The 19001-nt window shown below is 72.8% G+C and carries 13 protein-coding genes; 7 read left to right on the top strand and 6 right to left on the bottom strand.

The window, feature by feature from the left end; genetic code table 11:
* Positions 1–45 precede the first annotated feature (45 nt).
* The 4 genes from ABZ464_RS48040 to ABZ464_RS48055 all read right to left on the bottom strand — a co-directional run bounded on the left by ABZ464_RS48040 (position 46) and on the right by ABZ464_RS48055 (position 9437).
* Entirely contained in the window at positions 46–6903 is a 6858-nt protein-coding gene (locus ABZ464_RS48040; protein ID WP_359288530.1) for an SDR family NAD(P)-dependent oxidoreductase, read from the bottom strand.
* A gap of 105 nt (positions 6904–7008) precedes the next feature.
* A complete protein-coding gene (locus tag ABZ464_RS48045) occupies positions 7009–7872 on the bottom strand; it encodes a thioesterase domain-containing protein (protein WP_359288532.1) in 864 nt (287 codons plus the stop codon).
* Positions 7856–8122: an acyl carrier protein gene (locus tag ABZ464_RS48050; protein WP_359288534.1), complete on the bottom strand. Its 267-nt coding sequence runs from the start codon at positions 8120–8122 to the stop codon at positions 7856–7858. Before ABZ464_RS48050 ends, ABZ464_RS48045 begins: the two co-directional genes overlap by 17 nt.
* A 457-nt stretch (positions 8123–8579) precedes the next feature.
* Positions 8580–9437 carry a helix-turn-helix transcriptional regulator gene (locus ABZ464_RS48055; protein ID WP_359288536.1) on the bottom strand — a complete coding sequence of 286 codons (858 nt, stop codon included), beginning with the start codon at positions 9435–9437 and terminating at the stop codon, positions 8580–8582.
* A 192-nt stretch (positions 9438–9629) separates the two neighbouring features.
* On the opposite strand from ABZ464_RS48055, the gene ABZ464_RS48060 reads away from it, so the two are divergent.
* The 3 genes from ABZ464_RS48060 to ABZ464_RS48070 all read left to right on the top strand — a co-directional run bounded on the left by ABZ464_RS48060 (position 9630) and on the right by ABZ464_RS48070 (position 12467).
* Positions 9630–10412: an IclR family transcriptional regulator gene (locus tag ABZ464_RS48060; protein WP_359288539.1), complete on the top strand. Its 783-nt coding sequence runs from the start codon at positions 9630–9632 to the stop codon at positions 10410–10412.
* 510 nt (positions 10413–10922) lie between these two features.
* Positions 10923–11321 carry an SseB family protein gene (locus ABZ464_RS48065; RefSeq protein ID WP_359288541.1) on the top strand — a complete coding sequence of 133 codons (399 nt, stop codon included), beginning with the start codon at positions 10923–10925 and terminating at the stop codon, positions 11319–11321.
* 54 nt (positions 11322–11375) lie between these two features.
* The gene (locus tag ABZ464_RS48070) at positions 11376–12467 is read left to right on the top strand and encodes a hypothetical protein (protein ID WP_359288543.1); all 1092 of its coding nucleotides are present in this window, start codon (positions 11376–11378) and stop codon (positions 12465–12467) included.
* A 38-nt stretch (positions 12468–12505) separates the two neighbouring features.
* Here the strand turns inward: ABZ464_RS48070 and ABZ464_RS48075 are convergent, their stop codons facing one another.
* Positions 12506–14242, bottom strand: coding sequence for a HAMP domain-containing sensor histidine kinase (locus ABZ464_RS48075; RefSeq protein ID WP_359288545.1), 1737 nt, complete (start codon positions 14240–14242; stop codon positions 12506–12508).
* Positions 14243–14288: 46 nt separating this feature from the next.
* Positions 14289–14990, bottom strand: coding sequence for a response regulator transcription factor (locus ABZ464_RS48080; protein ID WP_359288547.1), 702 nt, complete (start codon positions 14988–14990; stop codon positions 14289–14291).
* 92 nt (positions 14991–15082) lie between these two features.
* On the opposite strand from ABZ464_RS48080, the gene ABZ464_RS48085 reads away from it, so the two are divergent.
* The 4 genes from ABZ464_RS48085 to ABZ464_RS48100 are packed head-to-tail and all read left to right on the top strand — an operon-like array spanning position 15083 to position 18861.
* Complete coding sequence (locus ABZ464_RS48085) at positions 15083–15628, top strand: hypothetical protein (protein ID WP_359288549.1); 546 nt, start codon at positions 15083–15085, stop codon at positions 15626–15628.
* A complete protein-coding gene (locus ABZ464_RS48090; RefSeq protein WP_359288551.1) occupies positions 15615–16910 on the top strand; it encodes a hypothetical protein in 1296 nt (431 codons plus the stop codon). The genes ABZ464_RS48085 and ABZ464_RS48090 overlap by 14 nt, the downstream gene beginning before the upstream one ends.
* Positions 16907–17617: an ABC transporter ATP-binding protein gene (locus ABZ464_RS48095; RefSeq protein ID WP_359288553.1), complete on the top strand. Its 711-nt coding sequence runs from the start codon at positions 16907–16909 to the stop codon at positions 17615–17617. The genes ABZ464_RS48090 and ABZ464_RS48095 overlap by 4 nt, the downstream gene beginning before the upstream one ends.
* On the top strand, positions 17614–18861 hold the full coding sequence (locus ABZ464_RS48100; RefSeq protein WP_359288555.1) for an ABC transporter permease: 1248 nt from the start codon (positions 17614–17616) through the stop codon (positions 18859–18861). The genes ABZ464_RS48095 and ABZ464_RS48100 overlap by 4 nt, the downstream gene beginning before the upstream one ends.
* The last annotated feature ends 140 nt before the right edge of the window (positions 18862–19001 follow it).

The raw sequence follows: 19001 nt of genomic DNA on the forward strand, positions 1-19001 counted from the left end.
GGCGGAACGCGCCCACCTGCCGGGCCCACCGGTCCGGGCGTCGGCTCAGCGGCCGGCGAACTTGGCGGCCAGCTGCGGGGTGGACACGAGGGACAGTCCGGTGAACCGGAGCAGGACCCTGCCGTCCGGCGCGCACGCCGACACGTCGACCGTGGCCGTCGTACCGTTCGCCGAGACCGGCTCCACCACCACGACGAACGGCTCACCGTCCGGCAGCGCCTCGTACAGGTCGGCCCGCGCCACCGACATCGGCAGGCTCGCCGTGTCGCGGTGCCGGCGCATCCACACCAGCCCCGCCTGGAGCAGCAGGTCGGCGGTGCCGGGCGCGTACCGCTCGCCGGCGAACGCGCCGCCCGCGGTGCGGTGTTCGGGCAGCGCGCACTCGAGGACCAGCCGTGACTCGGCGTCCTGGAGCACCCGGCGCAGACCGCGCAGCGACTCGCCGTGGAAGAGGGTGCCGTCGGCGTAGAAGACCTGCGCGTCACTGCCGCCGCCCAGGGCGGGCAGCCCGGTCAGCCGCTGCGGCTCGGCCTGTGCGGCGGTGCCGAGGAGGACCCGCGCCGCGTAGTGGGGGCGGACCGTGCCGGAGGCGTCGACGGAGCGGATCGCGACGTCGGCCTCCGCGCCGTCCGGGGTCGGGTCGACGGAGAGCTGGAACCGGCTGCCGTCGAGGCCGCCGTCGAAGATCACCCCCTTGTGGACCGCGAAGTCCCGGATCTCCGCGACGGGGTGGCCGACGAGCCGTTCGACGGCGCCCGTCGCCCAGCCCAGGGCCGCCGCCGCGGGCAGCACCGGCGCGTCCCCGATCACATGGTCGGCGACCAGGGGCTCGGCGACGAGCGAGGCCAGGTCCCGCTCCATGACGACCGGCGCGGTGGGCGCGGGGCTCTCCGGCTCGGAGAGCGGAGTCGTCGGCCCGAGAACCGTCACCACGTCACCGGCCCGCTCGGGCGCGAACTGCTCGGTGAACATCCGGGTTCCGGTGCCGACGGGGATCAGCGCGATGCCGCGTTCCTCGAACACCGCCTTGATCTGCGGCGACACCATGCCGCTGTCCCAGGCGCCCCAGTTGAGGGAGGTCACATGGGCCTGCGGGTGGCTCCGCTTCCAGGCCGCCGCCCAGGCGTTGAGGACCTCGTTGGCCATCGCGTAGTCCGACTGGCCGCGGTTGCCGAAGAACCCGGCGACCGAGGAGAACAGCACCACGTGCCGCAGCCGTTCGGCCGGCAGGGCCGCGACGACCGAGCGCAGCCCGCCCAGTTTCACGGAGAACACCCGCTCGATCTCGGCCGCCTTCTTGGCGGAGATCAGCTGGTCCGCGAGGACACCGGCGCCGTGCACCAGACCGGTGATCCGTTCCCGGTAAGGCGCCAGGGCGGCGGCCGTCGCGGCGGCGTCGGAGATGTCCACGGCCAGGTACTCGGCCTCGCTGCCGGCGACACGGATCGCCGCGAGGCTCTCCCGCACCTCGCGCTCGCCGACGACGCCCTGGTAGAGCTGCTCGACGCGCTTGGGGGTCGGCTTCTCACCGGTCCGCTTCAACTGCTCGACGGCGGCGGCCTTCAGCGCGGCCTGGTCGGCCAGTCCGCGCGCCCACTCCGGCTCCTCTCCCAGGGCCGTACGGCCGAGGAGCAGCAGTCCGGGACGGTGCGCTGCGGCGAGGGCCTCGACGCAGCGGGCGGTGATACCGCGTCCGCCGCCCGTGACGACCAGCAGATCGTCCGAGGTGAGCGGTACGGCGTCGCCGCCCGGCGCGGCCGGCTCCGCACCCAGCGTCGGCGTGACCCGGCGCACCCCGTCCCGGCCCACCTGCACCGGTCCGGCCGCGGCGTCGGCCACCTCGTCCAGCACCAGCCCGGCCGCCTCCACGGCACCGAGCGCGGGCGACAGTTCCACGGCCCGGCAGAAGAGCTCGGGAGCCTCCACCGCCAGGGTCTTCACCAGACCGCCGACGCCACCGGCCGGCACCGCGTCCTCGGTCACCCCGCCGAGACCGAAGGCCCCGTCCAGCCGGGTGACCGTGACGAACGCGGCCCGCTGCCCCGTCGCGGCGGCGGCCGTCAGCGGGCCCACCACCTGCTTGGCGATCAGCAGGGTGTGCGCGAGCCGGCGCACTCCCTCGGACCAGCCGAGGTCGTCGGCGGCGGCGAAACCGAGGACGAGGTGCAGCCCATCCGCACCCAACTCCTCGATCCGCGCTACGAGTTCGGTGGCGCCCCAGCCCGTGAGCGCGCCGTCCGCGCCGCCGCCGATCCGCTGCGGCACACCGGGGAGCCGCAGCACCCGCACCTGCCAGCCCGTGGCGACGAGCCGGGTCGCCGTGGCCTCGGCGACCGCACTGCCGTCGTCGACGACGAGCGCCGCCGCACCCTGCGGATACGCTCCCACGAGCCGGTCCGGCACCGGCAGGTCCGCCAGGACGGCCTGTCCCCGGCCGAGCGCGGCGGCGACCGGAGCCTCGGCGGCGACCGCCGCTTCGGCCACGACGGGCTCGGGAGCGCGCCGCTCCTCGCCCGCGCCGGCGGAGAGCCCCGTCACGAACCCGACGATGTCGGCCAACGTCCGTAGTTCGGCGAGCTGTTCGGGGCCGACGGGGGTGGGGGAGGGGAAGCGTTCCTGGAGGACGCCCATGATCTCGACGCGTTTGATGGAGTCGATGCCGAGGTCGGCCTCGACGTCCATGGAGAGGTCGAGCATCTCGGCGGGGTAGCCGGTCTTGGCCGAGACGATGTCGAGCAGGGCGCCGCGTACGTCGTCGGTCGACGCCGTGGGTGCGGCAGGGGCGGCAGGGGCGTCCGGAACCGCGGGCGTGGTGTCCGGGCCGCGCAGCTCCAGGACGAAGCCGACGATCTCGTTGAGGGTGCGCAGTTCGGCGAGGTGCTCGGGGCCGACGGGGGTGGGGGAGGGGAAGCGTTCCTGGAGGACGCCCATGATCTCGACGCGTTTGATGGAGTCGATGCCCAGGTCCGCCTCGACGTCCATCGTCAGGTCGAGCGTCTCGGCCGGATAGCCGGTCTTCTCCGAGACGATGCCGAGCAGGGCCGCGGCCACGTCCTCGGTGCGCACGACGGGAGCCGGGGCGGCAGACGCCGTCGCCGTCGCGGTCGCCGCCGTCGTGACCGAGGTCAGCGGACGCGCGGCCGTCCCGCCGAGGCTCAGCACGAAGCCGACGATCTCGCTGAGGGTGCGCAGTTCGGCGAGCTGTTCGGGGCCGACGGGGGTGGGGGAGGGGAAGCGTTCCTGGAGGACGCCCATGATCTCGACGCGTTTGATGGAGTCGATGCCCAAGTCCGCCTCCAGGTCCATGCCGAGCTCGAGCATTTCCGCCGGGTAGCCGGTCTTCTCCGACACGATCCCGAGCAGCGCCGCCTCGACGTCGGCGGCCGAGGCCCCGGAAGGCGACGGCGGCTCGGCCGCTGCCGCGGCGGGCGCGGAGGCCTCCGGGACCGCGGGGGCCTGCAGACGGGCCGGTGCGGGCGGCTCGATGGCGAGGGCCGCCGGAGCGGGCGCGACGGCCGGCGCGGCCGGAGCCACGTCCACCACCGGAGCGGACGGCGCAGCCGGAGCCACCGGCGTGGGCGGAGTCACCGGCGCGGGCGCGGCGGCCGGTGCCGCGCCCAGCTCCATGGCGGCCAGGTCCCGCAGGATCTCGTTGGCCCGCAGATGCGTGCGCCCGATGGCCAGCCCGTGCTCCTTGACGGTGGCCACGCCCGGGAACACCGCGTCGACGCGGCCCTGCTCCTCGGCCCGCTCCAGGATCCCCATCAGCCGCTGGGCGCTGGACAGCTGGCCGTCGAGGTAGTCGTCGTGCAGGGCCAGATGATCGGCGATCAGCTCGGAGAGCCGGTCGCTGCCGGGGGCGGGTGTCTGGCGTTCTTCTTCCACGAGCTCGCTCTCCAGGACGTCTACGGGGACGGACGGCACCGCCGGTGTCGCCGTCGGCACGACGGGCCGTACGGCGACAGCGCTCGCGGCGGGCGCGGGAACGGGCGCGGGCTCGGCCACGGCCGGCACCGCCGGCGCCGCGGGGACGCTCGCCGAGGGGACGGCCTGCGGCGAGCTGAGCCGGTAACCGTTCTCCAGCGCCTCGCGGTACGCCGACTTCCGCGTCTGCGGCACATGGTTGATGCCGTTCAGCGGTACGGTCATGCCCTTCGCCGGCTCGACGACCGGCGCCTCGGCCACATAGCGGTCGGCCGTCGTCAACGGCAGCCCCAGCACCACGAGTTGGGCCACGGCTCGCTTCAGTGTGAACTCGGCGTCCCCCTTGGAACCGGGGTCGAGCTGCACCGCGAAGTGCTCGCGCTCACCGAGGATCCGGCGGACCAGCTGGGTCAGCACACCCTTCGGGCCGAACTCGACGAAGGTGCGGAAGCCCGCCGCGTACATCTCCTCGATCCGCTCGGCGAACAGCACCGGCTTGACGAGCTGCTCGACGAGGGTCCGCCGGTTGGCCTCGACGTCCGAACCGTACGAGGCGCCGGGCGAGTTGGCGTACACGGGCCGCTGCGGCTCACGGATCTCCGCGTCGGCCACCCGCCGCCCGAACGCCTCCACGGCGTGGGCGACGAACGGGGTGTGGAAGGCCGCCGACACCGGCAGCCGGACCGCGCGCACTCCCGCCGTGCCCGCCGCCCGCACCAGCCGCTCCACGGCCTCGGTCGCACCGCCCACCACCACCTGGTCGGGGGCGTTGAGGTTGCACAGCCGCAAGTCGGGGTGTTCGGAGAGGAGTTGTGCCACCTGCTCCTCGGACGCGGTGACCGCGGCCATCGCGCCCGCGTCGAAGTCCGCGTCGGCGGGCGGTGCCATGGCGGCACCCCGGGCCCGGGCCAGCGCGAAGTAGGTGTCGTCGTCGATCGCGCCGGCGGCCCACAGGGCGGCCAGCTCGCCGAAGCTGTGGCCGAGGAACCCGTCGGCGGCGAAGCCCAGTTCGCTCAGATACCGGTGGTGGCCGGCCGCGAGGGCGCCGATGGCGGGCTGGGCGTACTCGGTGCGGCGCAGTTCGGTCTCGTACGTCCTGCGGGTCGCCTCGTCGAAGGCGGGCGGCGGGAACGCGACGCGGGACAGCGGGAGTTCGTGGCCCTCGAAGGCCGCGTTCGCCCGGTCGAAGGCCGCCCGCAGCGGGGGCAGTGCGAGCACCGCGGTCCGGCCCGGCTCGACGTACTGGCTGCCCTGACCCGCGAACAGCGCGCCCACCTTGCCGGTGGGGGCGGCGGCGCGGCGGAAGTAGACGCCCTTGGGGTGCGACCATGCCTCGGCGTCGGGCTTGGCCTTGAGCTCGGCCGCGGCGAGGGCGCGCAGTTCGGTGAGTTCGGCGTCGGAGCGGGCGACGAGGGCGAGCCGGGGGTGGCCGGCCGGAGCGGGCTCGGTGCGCGGCCCGGCGCTGCCTTCGAGGGCCCGCACCAGACCGCTCATGTCAGGTTCATGCCATACATGGATGCGGCTCACCGGGAACATGACCTTCAGGTCGTCCCCGTCGCCGTGCTCCTGGAGCACCAGGTGGAAGTTGGTGCCGCCGAAGCCGAACGACGACACGGCCGCCCGCCGCTCGGGCCGGCGCGGGTCACGGATCCACGGGCGGGTCTTCGCGCTGACGTAGAACGGGCTCTGCGCCCAGTCGATCGCCGGGTTGGGCGTGTTCACGTTGATGGTGGGCGGCAGCAGCTTGTGGTGCAGGGCGAGCGCCAGCTTGATCATGCCGGCCGCGCCCGCGGCCGCCTTGGTGTGCCCGATCTGCGACTTCACACTGCCGACCGCGGCGAACTGCCGCTCCTTCGCGTGCTCCGACACCACGGCCGTGAGCGCGGACAGCTCGGTCGCCTCGCCGACGGCGGTGCCCGTGCCGTGCGCCTCGAACAGCTCGATGGAGGCCGGGTCGACGTCGGCGTCCTCGTAGGCCCGGCGCAGGGCGGCCATCTGCCCTTCCTTGCGCGGGGCGTAGATGGACTTGAACCGGCCGTCGCTGGAGGAGCCGATGCCGCGGAGCACCGCGTAGATCCGGTTGCCGTCCCGTTCGGCGTCGGCGAGGCGGCGCAGCGCCAGCATGCCGATGCCCTCGCCGATCAGGGTGCCGTCGGCGTCGCCGTCGAAGGGGCGGATGCGGCCGGCCTTGGAGAAGGCGGGGGTCTTGCTGAAGCACAGGTACATGAAGATGGTGTTCTCGGCGTCGCAGCCGCCCACCAGCATCGTGTCGGAGCGCCGCTCCAGCAGGTCGCTGACCGCGGCCTTGACCGCGCCGAGCGAGCTGGCGCAGGCCGCGTCGATGGTCATGTTGGTGCCGCCGAGGTCGAGCCGGTTGGCGATCCGGCCGGCGACGACGTTGCCGAGCATGCCGGGGAAGGAGTTCTCCTCCCAGGGCGCGAAGGCGAGCTTGAACTTCTCCGCGATCTCCTCGGCGTCCCGGTCGGACAGCCCGCACGAGCGCACGACCTCCTTCAGGACGGGGGTCTGCAGACGGGCGGTCAGCGGCTGGGTGAGCTGGTTGGCGCCGGTCACCCCGAGCACCACGCCGGTGCGCGAGGCGTCGTACCAACTCTGTTCGGCGCCCGCGTCCTTGAGGACGTCACGCGCCACGACGAGGCTCAACAGCTGGAGGACGTCGGTGACTTCGAGGGTGTTCGGCGGCAGACCGAACTCGAGGGGGTTGAAGTCGACGGTGGGGATGAACCCGCCGCGCCGGGAGTACGTCTTGTCGGGCGCGGTGGGGTCGGGGTCGTAGTGCTCCGACACGTCCCAGTGGGTCGTGGGGACGTCCTCGATGCAGTCGGCTGCGGAGACCACGTTCGCCCAGAACTCGCGCAGATCACGCGACTTGGGGTACAGGGCGGACAGGCCGACGATCGCGATGGGATCCCGGGCCAGCCGGCGGTCGAGGTCGGACGGGGGGTGGGAAGCGTTCACGGCGAGGCTCTCTTGGTCGGACGGCGGGGCCGGTGGGGACGGCCCCGGTCGGTCGGGGGCCCTGAAGATGACGCGCGTGCGGGTGGGGGGAAGCAGGCTGAACGGTCAGACCGCGTACAGCAGTTGGGCGATCACGCCGAGGGCGTCGGGGCGGCCGAGCATGGTGTAGTGGTCGCCGGGGCACGGGTGCACGGTCAGCCCGTGAGGGGCGAGCGGCAGCCAGCCGAGCGTCTCGTCGCCCGGGATCAGGCTCCGCTCGGCCTTCACCAGCACCAGCGGCAGCGGTGCGGGGGCCGGCCGGTGCGGCGCGGTGAGCCGGTTGTTGCGGAGCAGCCCGTCCACGTACGTGTCGTAGAGCTTGCGCAGTCCCGGCAGTGGGGTGTCCGGGAGGAGGGCTCCGGCGGCGACGGCCGCGTCCAGCACGACGGGGAGTCCGTCGTCGACGCCGCGCCCGTCGAGCGCACCGGGGGCGAGCGGGATCAGGCGTCCTCGCTTGGCTCCCAGGTACATGGCGAACCAGTCCAGCAGCAGGGCGGGTTCGAGGGCGTCGTCGGGCTGCTGGTAGGCCTCGGTGGCCGCGATGCTGTCGAGCAGTACCAGCCGCTCCGGACGCCGTCGGCCGGCGGGCAGCGCGTGCGTCATGGCCAGCGCCAGCGTCCCGCCGAAGGACCAGCCGGCGAGCGTGTACGGGCCCTCGGGCACCGGGCCCAGTGCGGCGAGCAGCCGCTCGGCGAGCGCCTCCACGGTGGTGGCCGCCCGGCCGCCGGTCAGCGCCGCCTCCGCGTACTCCGGTACGGCGCCCAGGTCCAGCACGGTGAGTCCGTCGCCCTCCGGCAGTGCCTTCGCGAGACCCTCGTAGACCTGGGGCGCGAGCGCGCCGGGGTGGACGACGAACACCGTGGGCCGGCCCGGAGCGGGGACCCTCAGGACGCGGGCGACCTGCGGCCGGGTGTCACGCGGCGGCCGCACGCTGCGTACTCTCCTCGGCCAGGTACACGGCCAGATCCTTGACCGTCGGGTGGTACCAGAGCGTCGTCGTGCTCAGTTCGAAGCCGAGCCAGTTCTCCAACTCGCCCGCCAGGATGAGGGCTTCGGTCGAATCGAGGTCCAGCTCGTCGAAGTACACCTCGCGCGAGACCTCGGTGGCGGCCACGCCGAGGCGGTGGGCGATCTTCTCGATGAGCCAGTTCTCGGCTTCCTGAGCGGTGACTGCGGGCATGGTGGGACGTCCTTCCTGGGGATGGAGGATGGTGGTTCCGCACCCGTGGAGGCCTGGGCGGCGACGGCGCGGCGCACGGCGGAAGGCGTACAGCGGAAGGCGTACGTCGACGGCGCTCGCGAAAAGGGGGCCGGAAGGCCGGCCAGGCCTCAGGACGGGGGAGGTGAGCGATCTTCACTTTCTGCTCGTCGCCGGGGAACGCGGCGAGGAACAACGGTCGGCATGTCGTCGGTCGTCCGGTGGTGCTCCATGGTGCAGACCTGCAACTCCGCAGGTCCCGGGGTGACTTCGGAGTGGCCGCCCGAAGCACGCAAGTAACAGTCTTGCCAGTCTTCGGAATCTTGAACAACCACTCTTCCGAAGAGTGGAAAGAAATCGAGGTTTACAGGCGTAGACCTGGTGGGGGCACTGTGAAGGAACGAGTGACGAGCGGGTGAAGTATCGGACGTCCCGGCCGTTAAGGTTTATTGCCCACCTTTGAGTCACGCCGGAACGCGCCGGGCGTCATGTTCACCCGCCGTATGAAGAACTTGCCGAAGTTGGTGACCTCGGAGAAGCCGAGCTGCCGGGCGATCGCGCTGATCGGCAGATCCGTGTGGACCAGCAGCCGGCGTGCCTCCAGGGCGACCCGGGCGTCGATCAGGTCCTTGGTGGAGGTGCCCGCCACCTCGCGGCAGGCCCGCGCGAGCACGCGCGTGCTGCAGTTGAGGGCGGTCGCGTAGTCCTCGACGAGCCGGGTGGAGTGGTAGGACTGGTCGAGCTCGCGGCGGAAGCGCAGGAACAGGTCGCCGTTGTCACCGGTGAGGGCGGCGTTGTCCGTGTGGCGCTGGCGGCACATCTGGTCGATGTGGAGCAGGACGACGGCCAGCAGATGCTTCAGCAACTCCTCGCCCAGCCCCTGGTCGGGCCGTTCGAACTCCTCCTGGAGGACGTTCAGGACCCGCTGGAACGCGGCGAGTTCGGCGTCCCGCAGCTGCCAGTGCGTGGGCCGCAGCACATCGTCGAGCATCCCCATGTGCGCTCCCATATGCAACGGGAACGCCTCGGTGAACATGACGATCTCGGCGGTCATGCCGTCCGCCGGGAAGAACTGGATCACCTGGTTGGGCCTGGTCCAGACCAGGGTTCCGGGGCCGCACTCGAAGCGGGTGGAGTCCGCCGAGTAGGTGCCGGCACCCTCCCCGACCAGCATGATCTGATGGAACGCGAGCCGGTGCGGGGTGGCGAGGAACCTCCGTGACGCGTGCGTGAGTATTTCCCTCAGGGTCACCACCGCGATACCGAGGCCGGGTCTGCAGACCGACAGGTAGGGCACGACGGGGATCGGTAACGATGCGAAATCGACCATGAGCGTTCCGGAATCGACCTTTCACTGGCCACTTGAGGGTTCAATGATAGATGCGGTCGCCCGATGCCAGATCACTTCTGGTGCTCATGTGTGCACGTTCGCGTGCGCGCACGTGTCAACACACGCCATTGACCTGAAGGTGAAGGGACTCTGAACGGGATGACCACCCCCCACTCCGCCGCTCCGGAACGCTCAGTTGTCGACCGGACGCTCAGCATCCTCGGTTCCTTCGACCGGGACAACCGGACTCTGACGCTCAGCGACATCAGCCGGCGATCCGGCCTGCCCGTCGCGACCGTCCACCGCATCGTCAACAAGCTGCACGGCTGGGGCGCACTGGAACGGTGCCCCGACGGTGTGTACAGCATCGGACTGCGCCTGTGGGAGACGGCCGTGCTCGCGCCGCGCTCCTCGGCGGTCGTCGAGGCCGCGCAGCCGCATCTGGTCACCCTGCACGGGCAGACCTCGGCCGCGGCGACCATCGCCATCCGCGACGGAGGCGAAAGCATCTGCCTCTCCTTCGTCTCCAACGACCAGGACGCCTACGGCGACGCCGGCCGCCGGGTCCCGCTGCACGCCACCGCCGTGGGGCAGGTTCTGCTCGCCCACGCCGGCTCCGCCCTGCAGAAAGAGGTGTGCGCGGGCCCCCTGCGTTCCTACACCCCGTCCACCATCACCAACGGGGCCGTGCTCCAGCAGTGCCTCGCCAAGGTCCGCCGGGAGGGCTGCGCCGCCGTCCAGAACACCCTCACCCCCGACCGGGCGGGCTATGCCGTACCGGTGCGCGACAGCCGCGGGGCGGTCGTGGCCGCCGTCGGCGTGGTGGGCCCGATGGACGTGGTCCAGCCCAGACGGGTGGCCCCTTATGTGCGGGCCGCCGCGGCGATGGTCCAGCGATGCATACGCAGCGAGGGCTTACGGGTCGCGGAGGTCGGCGCATGACCTGACAACGGGCCCGGGGCGCGCCTGGCGGCGCGCAACGGGCCCGGGGCGCGCCTGGCGGCGCCCTGCCTGGCGGTGCCCTGCCTGGCGGTGCCCTGCCCGGCCGGCCTCCTCGGCGGCCCACGCCCGGCGGCCTGCCCGTTGTCCGGGAGCCTGCCCGTCGCCTGGGAGCCTGCCCGTTGTCCGGGAGCCTGACCGTCGTCCGGGAGTCTGCCCGTCGCCCGGCAGGCTCCCTGTCGGTCGGCGCCTTGACGACGCCCCCCGGCCCCCCCGGCGGCCCGGCCCGCACCGGCCCCGTCGGCCCCGCGCCCTCAAGGCGCGCCGGCCCCCGCACGCTCCGCGTCGGCCCGTGCGTCGGCAGGGCCGCCGACCCGATCCTCCCGGCCCGGTCGAAACAGCCCGGTCTCGTGGGGCATGATCCCCGCCCGACCGGGTACGCGAGGCCGGACCGCGTCCGGAGGGGAGACTTCCGGTGCGGGCCGTACGACCGTCGCGACAAGGGGAACTGTCATGGAGACGCCCGCCCACGACCGCAACGCCAACCCCGCCCGGTGGGCGCTGGACGCGCTGGCCCGGGACACCGAGGACACGGTGGCACTGGACACGCTCGCGCACTGCGACGTCCTGGTGCCGGTGCCCGAGGACGCCACCGACGAAGACGTGAGCGACCCGGCCCGAGTGGCCCTGCCGGTGCTGGACAACCCGGGCGGCGCACCCGTCGTCCCGGTGTTCACGTCGGAACCCGAGATGGCCGGACTGCTGCCCGGGGTCGACCGCTACCGGCTGGTGCCCCTCGGCGCGCTCGCCGCGCAGTGGCCCACCGGGGAACTCTCGCTCGCCATCGACGCCGCCGGCGACCACCCGCTGACACTCACCTCGGAAGGAGTACGCACCCTGCTCGCCCGCTGACCCGCCTCCCGCGCGGCCCGTGCCCGCCCGCCGCCCATGATCCAGAATGGCCCCATGACCTGGCTCTGCGGCGTGGCCGGCGGACTCGTGCTCGCGCTGGTGTTCGGGAGCGTCCTGCGTACCCTCGTCGTCCCGCGCGGCCTGTACTCCGCGGTCGTGTACCGGCTGTGGTGGACCCTGCGCCGTCTGCTGCACGCCGCCGCCCTGCGCCGGGGATACGAGGCCATCGACCGCCGACAGGCCTGGCTCGCCCCGCTGATACTTGTCGGCATGCTGGGCATCTGGCTGCTCGGCGCCCTGGCCGGATACGGGCTGCTGCAGTACGCGCTGTCCCCGCTCGACTGGACCACCGCCTTCCGGGAGGCCGGCTCCAGTCTGTTCACCCTCGGTTTCGCCAGCGGCGCCCGCGTACGGCTGTCCGCCCTGGACTTCGCGGCCGCGATCACCGGCCCGGTCGTGATCGCCCTGCAGATCGCCTACCTGCCCACCCTCTACGCCGCCTACAACCGCCGTGAGCTGGAGGTCACCCTGCTGCAGTCCCGGGCCGGCGAGCCCGCCTGGGGGCCCGAGATCCTCGCCCGGCAGTGGCTCGTCGACACCGAGACCGCGCTGCCCGAGCTCTACCTCGCCTGGGAGCGGCTGGCCGCCGACATGGGGGAGAGCCACTCGACGTACCCGGTGCTGCTGGCCTTCCGCTCCCCGCGCCCGCACCGCAGCTGGCTGGTGGGGCTGATCGCGGTGATGGACGCGGCGGCCATGCAGCTCGCGCTCTCCCCGCGCTCCGCCCCGCCGGAGGCCCGGCTGGTGCTGCGCGCGGGCTTCACCGCACTGCGGGACATCGCCCGCTCGATCCGCTTCACCTTCGACTCCGACCCCGCCCCGGACGGCCCCGTCCGGCTGACCTACGTCGAGTTCGACGCGGCGGTGTCGATGCTGGAGTCGACGGGATTCCGGGCCGAACGCAGCTCGGAGGAGGCCTGGCCGCACTTCAGGGGCTGGCGCGTCAACTACGAGGCGGTCGGCTACGAACTGTGCCGCCGCTGCGACGCGGTCCCCGCCCTGTGGACGGGCCCGCGCGACTTCCCCTCCACCCCCATCCCGCCCCGCCGCCCGGCGGACCGGCAGCCCGGGGAGAGGAAGGGGTGAGGAAGGGGCAGCGCGCCGGCCGGCATCCGCGCCTCCCTTCACCGTGGCAGATGCAGGGTGAAGACCGTCTCCGTGTTCGGCGTGCTGGTCACCGAGACCGTGCCGCCGTGCGCCTCGGTGAGCTGGCGGACGATCGCCAGCCCCAGGCCGCTCCCGCCGGTCTGCCGACTGCGGGACTTGTCGGCGCGCCAGAACCGGTCGAAGACGCGCGGCAGATCGTCGGCGGCGATACCGCTACCGGTGTCGGCGACCTCGATCACGACCTCGTCGCCCGCACAGCGGCAGCGCAGGGTGACGGAACCGCCGGGGGGCGTGTGCCGGACGGCGTTGGACAGCAGGTTGCCGATGGCCTGGCGCAGGCGCGCGGGGTCGGCGTGGAGGACGGGCGTGTCCTCGATCCGGGTGGTGAGCGTGACCCCGGCGGTTTCGGCACCGCCGCGGTGGGCCGCGGCCACGTGGTCGAGGAGTTCCCGCAGGCTCAGGGGTTCCGGATGCAGCCGGAGCCGGCCCGCGTCCGCCTGCGCCAGATGCTGGAGGTCGTCGACGATGTGCTGGAGCAGCAGGGCCTCCTCCAGCAGGGAGGCGACGAACGCCTCGTCGGAGACGGCCAGGCCGTCCTGGGCCGCTTCGAGCCAGCCGCGGATCGTACTGAGCGGGGTGCGCAGTTCGTGGGCGACATCGCTGACCATCGCCTTGCGCTGGACTTCCACCCGCTCGCGGCGCTCCGCCAGATCGTTGAAGGCGGCGGCCAGATGACCGATCTCGTCGTGGGTGGTCACCGGTACCCGCAGATGCTGCTGGGCCGGGCGGCGGGCCGCGTCGGTGAGTGCCCGCAGCGGTCTGACCAACCGGGTGCCGACGGTGACGGTGACGGCCACGGTGAGCACGAGGACGAGCGCGGCGACCCCGGCGACCCGGACCGTGTTCGCCGACGAGAGGTCGAAGCCGGGTGCGGCCGCCGATCCGGCCGGGGTGGCGACGAACAGCAGCGCGGGCTGGGCGACGTACGGGGCGAGTTGCTCGCGGCGGGCGGTGTCGATGCACCGCTGGACGAACTCGCTGTCCTTCCCGGAGGGGGCGAAGTCGAGGCCGACCGCCACGGGGCCCAGGTTCTGGCGCTTCAGACAGCCCGCGACCAGGGTGTTGAGCCGGTCGAGCGCCTGCTTCTCGGTGGCAGTGGGGTCCTCGAGCACGTACCGGCCGCACACCTCGTCGGCTTTCCGCCGGGTGCTGTTGTCGCCGGCGACGACGACGGAGGGCCTGCCGCTCGGCTCTTCGGTGACTCCGACGGGGAAACCCGCGCCGCGCATGCAGGACTGCACCTTGTCCGCCCGGCTCAGCAACTCCTCGCGCTCGGCTCGTGGCAGCCGGTACGGGCCGACCGCTCGCGGGTCGATGCCGTCCGCCTTGACGCCGGGCAGCAGCGCCGGGTCGGCGCGCAGCGGGTCGAGCAGCGCCGAGGCCCTGGTGGGGAGGGTGGTCGCGGTGCCGGACGCGGCGATGGGCCGGCGCTCCTGGGTGGTCAGGGTGATGTGGCGGCCGGTCCGCCCGGTCAGCCGCTTCAGGATGGGCGTCACCGCGGACCAGTCGGTGTGCCCGGCGGCGTAGCCGATGAGCGTGTCGTAGATCTGGGCGTCGTCGGCGAGGACCTGTCCCTGCTCGTGCTGGATGGCGCTGGTGGTGGTGCGCGCCGCGAGCCAGGCGGTGGCCGCGACCGAGCACACGGCGATGGTGATCGACGCGGCCAGTAGCCGGACCAGCAGGCTCCGCCGCAACGGCAGCCGGTCCCTTTCTGCTCCGGCTCCGACTGCCGTCCGTGCCTCAGCGGCCACGGGTGCCGTCGGTGAGGCGGTAGCCGACTCCGAACACCGTCCGGAGATAGACCGGTTGCCGGGGGACGGGCTCGATCTTCTTCCGGAGGTTCAGGATGTGCACGTCGATGGTGCGTTCGGTGATGTAACGGTCGTGCCCGCGCGTGCCGGCCAGCAACTGGCGCCGGGTGAAGACCCGTTCCGGCTCGGCGGCCATCGTCGCGAGGACGTCGAACTCACCCGGGGTGCAGGCCACTTGGCGGCCCGCGATCTCGACGACACGGCGGGCGGGGTCGACGGCGAGGGCGCCGACCCGCAGCACCGGGTGCTCCGACGCGGCGCGGGACGCCCGGGTCCGCCGCAGCAAGGTCCGGATACGGGCCATCAGTTCACGCGGGCTGTAGGGCTTGGTCAGATAGTCGTCGGCACCGAGGTCCAGGCCGAGCAGCAGGTCCTCCTCGGTGCTGCGGGCGGTCAGCATCAGCACCGGCAGGTCGCTCTCGCGGCGCAGGATGCGACACACGTCCAGACCGTCGACGACCGGCATCATCACATCGAGGACCAGCAGGTCGGGCCGGTGGCGGCGCACCTCGTCGAGCGCCGCGCGCCCGTCGTGGACGAGCCGGGCGGTGTGCCCCTCCCGCTCCAGGTAGCGGCGGATCACCTCGGCCTGTTTGGTGTCGTCCTCGGCCACGAGGACACGGGCGTTCATGGGGGCCACAGTAGGGGCGACGGGATCAGGTCAGACGGCTTTCTGACCGCGTCCTGACAGGATCGTCATAACTTCGGGCCATGGTCTGCGCCATGGTGAACCTCTTCCATCGAGCCGCGGTCCCCGCCGTCGGCGTGGCATGCCTGGTCGTGCTCACCGCCTGCGGGGGCGGCGGCGGAAACGACGACGCGGACAAGAGCGGCAAGGGCGAGGTCGCCTCGCTGGACTCCCCGGCGGCGGGCGGTGGTTCGGCGAGCGCGAGCGCCGACCCCGACGCGGACCGGCCGCAGATCCGGCTGGACAGCACCAACGAGGAAGTCAATCGCATGTACGACGCCTGGCTCGCCTGTCTGAAGGAGCACGGGGCGGCCGAGAAGTACAAGCGCAAGCCGAACGATCCCTCGGTGCTGGCCTGCAAGGGGAAGGAGCCGCTCGATCCGCCGGAGCTGGACCCGGCCAAGAACCCGGACTACGCCGACGACACCCGCGCCATGGTGAAGTGCATGAAGGGGCACGGCATCAAGGCCATGGTCGTGAACGGACAGTGGGGCCTGGAGACCGGGGACGAGATCAACCGCCCCTACTACAACGAGTACGTGATCGACTGTCAGGTGAAGGCATTCGGTGGAGACAAGTGACGACACCGGGGCCGCCCGTCCGTCGAGCGGACGACGGGTGACGCCGGGCAGACGGCGGGTGGTCATCGGGACGGTGGCCATGGCGGTCGTCGTGGCGAGCGCGCTGACCGTGACCGCGTGGCAGAGCGGCGACGGGAAACCGGACACCGGGGGCGGCGGCGCCGTACGGACCGCGACCGCCGTCGTGACCAGGAGCGACCTCTCCAACGCCCAGACGCTCGACGGGAACCTCGGATACGGCCGGGCGACCACGGTGAAGGGCGGCAAGGCCGGCCTGATCACCTGGCTGCCTGCGCCGGGGACCACGGTACGGCGGGGCGAGCCGCTGTACCGGGTGGACAACGTGCCGGTACCGGTCTTCTACGGCAGCACACCGCTGTACCGGACCCTGGAGGCCAGGGGCACCACCGGGCCGGACGTGCGGACGGTGGCCGACAACCTCAAGGCACTCGACTACGACATCGGCGCGCAGCCCGCGGTGGGCACATGGGTCACGCCGCAACCGGTCACGAGCGGGCCCGCGGCTCCGGGTACGGCCTCGGCCTCAGGTACGGCCGCGGGTGCGGGTGCGGGTGCGGCCTCGGCCACGCCGAGCTCCCCGGCCGAGGCCGCGGCCCCCGCCTCCACCACCCCCGTCCAGGTCAAGCGCGGCGACGGCGTGCTGACCGCCGACCTCATCGCCGCGATCAAGTGGTGGCAGACCGCGGCCGGCATGCCGTCCACCGGCGTACTGGGCGTCGGCGACCTCACGGTGCTGTCCGGTGCCGTACGGGTCGACGGCGTACAGGCGCAGCTCGCCGACGCGGCCGACGGGACCCTGATGACGGTCACCTCCACCACCAAGTCGGTGACCGTCTCGGTGGACCCGTCCGAGGCGGGCTCCATGCGGCGGGGCGACACGGTGACGGTCAGCCTGCCCGACGACTCCACGGCCCGGGGCACCATCACCTCCATCGGCTCCACCGTCCGCACCAGCGACGCGTCGAGCGGCGACGACACCTCCGGGCAGCCCCGCCTGACCGTCGGCATCACGTTGCGCGACACCGCGGCGGTGCGCGGACTGAACTCCGCCCCGGTACAGGTGAATTTCACCTCGGAGACCCGCAAGGACGTGCTCACCGTGCCCGTCGGCGCCCTGCTGGCGCTGCGCGAGGGCGGCTACGCGGTCCAGTTGCCGGGCGGCCGCCTGGTGGCGGTCAGGACGGGGATGTTCTCCAAGGGCGTGGTGGAGATCAGCGGCGACGGCATCAGCGCCGGGACCAAGGTGGTGACGACGTCATGAGCGCGCCCCCGGTCCTGGCGGTGCGCGGCGCGAGCATGGTGTACCCCGGCGGGGTGACCGCGCTCGACGACGTCTCGCTCGCCGTCGAGCAGGGCGAACTGCTCGGCATCGTCGGCCCGTCCGGGTCCGGCAAGTCGACCCTGCTGAACATCATGGGCACGCTGGACCGGCCGACCGCCGGCACGGTGGAGATCGGCGGTCAGGACGTCGCGGAACTCTCCGACCGCAGGCTGTCGGCGCTGCGGGGGCGCCGGCTCGGCTTCGTGTTCCAGCAGTTCCACCTCACCGACGGGCTGACCGCCGCCGAGAACGTCGCCACCGGTCTGCTGTACGCCGGTGTCCCGCGCGGCAGGCGCCGCGCGCTGGCCCTGGAGGCGCTGGACCGGGTGGGGCTGGCCGGCCGGGCCCGGCATCTGCCGCAGCAGCTCTCCGGCGGCGAGCGGCAACGGGTGGCCATCGCCCGCGCGCTCGTCAACCGGCCCTGGCTGGTGCTCGCGGACGAGCCCACGGGCGCACTGGACACCGCCAACGGCGTGGTCGTACTGGATCTGCTGACCACGTTGAACCGCGAGGGGACCACCATCGCGGTCATCACCCACGACCGGGACATCGCCGACCGGTTGCCCCGCCGGGTGGAGATCCGCGACGGCCGCCTGCGCTCCGACACCCGCACCGACACCCCCGCCCGTACGGAAAGCTGGTCATGACCCTCACATCGACGCGGCATGCCGCCGGCCGTCCCGTCGGCGGGGTCGCCGACAGCAGGCCGGTGCGGCTGGCCCCGCTGGACATCCTGGGCCTGGGGCTGCTGGGCATCCGGACCCGCAAGGTGCGGGCGGCCCTGTCCGCCCTCGGCATCTCGATCGGCATCGCCACCCTGATCGTCGTCACGGGGATCCCGGCGTCCAGTCAGAAAGCCCTGATGGAGCGGCTCTCCGCACTGGGCACCAACATGCTCCAGGCCGTGCCCGCCCGCCAGGACCCACCGGTGCTGCTGCCGCCGGAATCGGTGGACATGGCCCGCCGGATCGGGCCGGTCACGGTGGCCAGCGCGGTCGCCAACACCCACACGGAGGTGCTCCGCAACGACCGCCTCGGCGCCGACGACTACACAGGTCTGACGGTCCTGGCCACCGAGCTCGACCTGCTTCGGGCGATCAACGCGGAGGTGGGCTCGGGCCGATTCCTCAGCGCGGGCACGGAGAAGTTCCCCACGGCCGTCCTCGGCTCGGTGGCCGCCTCCCGGCTCGGCATCCCGAGGATCACCGCCGGGCAGCCCGCCCCGCAGATCTACATCGACCGCCGCTGGTTCACCGTCATCGGCATCCTCGACAGGACCCCCCTCTCACCGGACATCGACCGCTCGGTCCTGGTCGGCTGGGACGCGGCGCGCAGCCTGCTGAAGTTCGACGGCCATCCGACCGTGATCTACCTCAAGGCGAAGGAGTCCGAGATCGAGGCGGTCCGCGAGGTGCTCCCCGCGACCGTCAACCCCGAACTGCCCGGCGTGGTCCAGGTCAGCCGTCCGTCCGACGCGCTGGCCGCCAAACGGGCCACCGAGAGCACCTTCTCCGCGCTCTTCCTGGGACTCGCCGGGGTCGCCCTCCTCGTCGGCGGCATCGGAGTGGCCAACACCATGGTCATCTCCGTCCTCGAACGCCGCCGGGAGATCGGCCTGCGCCGCGCCCTGGGGGCCAACCGGGGCCAGATACGCGCCCAGTTCCTCACCGAGTCGGTCGTGCTGTCCGCGCTCGGCGGCCTGGCCGGCACCGTCCTGGGCACCCTGGCCACCGTCGCCTACGCCACCCATCAGCACTGGCCGCCGGTCGTCCCCCTCACCTCGGTGACCGCCGGCTTCGGGGGCGCGATCGTGATCGGCATGCTCGCCGGCGTGTACCCGTCCCTGCGCGCCGCCCGCCTGACCCCCACGGAGGCCCTCGCGGTGACCTAGGGCCTGTCGTTTGGATCATGCCGCAGACGCGGGGTCCGGCACGTGCATCTGCCGCGTTGTCGTCGGTTGCCGACTCCCCCACTCTCGGCTGCGCTCGAGCGGGGGGACCCCCATCGCGTCGACGCCCTCCTCCGCCTTGC

Origin of the sequence: Streptomyces sp. NPDC005820, assembly GCF_040630255.1 — a bacterium.
In the GTDB taxonomy this organism is placed as follows: Bacteria; Actinomycetota; Actinomycetes; order Streptomycetales; family Streptomycetaceae; genus Streptomyces.

What these genes read in the sequence shown, in the direction of transcription:
- ABZ464_RS48050 (WP_359288534.1), bottom strand. Translation starts at nt 8,122, where the DNA reads ATGCCCGCAGTCACCGCTCAGGAAGCCGAGAACTGGCTCATCGAGAAG.
- ABZ464_RS48060 (WP_359288539.1), top strand. Translation starts at nt 9,630, where the DNA reads ATGACCACCCCCCACTCCGCCGCTCCGGAACGCTCAGTTGTCGACCGG.
- ABZ464_RS48065 (WP_359288541.1), top strand. Translation starts at nt 10,923, where the DNA reads ATGGAGACGCCCGCCCACGACCGCAACGCCAACCCCGCCCGGTGGGCG.
- ABZ464_RS48070 (WP_359288543.1), top strand. Translation starts at nt 11,376, where the DNA reads ATGACCTGGCTCTGCGGCGTGGCCGGCGGACTCGTGCTCGCGCTGGTG.
- ABZ464_RS48080 (WP_359288547.1), bottom strand. Translation starts at nt 14,990, where the DNA reads ATGAACGCCCGTGTCCTCGTGGCCGAGGACGACACCAAACAGGCCGAG.
- ABZ464_RS48085 (WP_359288549.1), top strand. Translation starts at nt 15,083, where the DNA reads ATGGTGAACCTCTTCCATCGAGCCGCGGTCCCCGCCGTCGGCGTGGCA.
- ABZ464_RS48095 (WP_359288553.1), top strand. Translation starts at nt 16,907, where the DNA reads ATGAGCGCGCCCCCGGTCCTGGCGGTGCGCGGCGCGAGCATGGTGTAC.
- ABZ464_RS48100 (WP_359288555.1), top strand. Translation starts at nt 17,614, where the DNA reads ATGACCCTCACATCGACGCGGCATGCCGCCGGCCGTCCCGTCGGCGGG.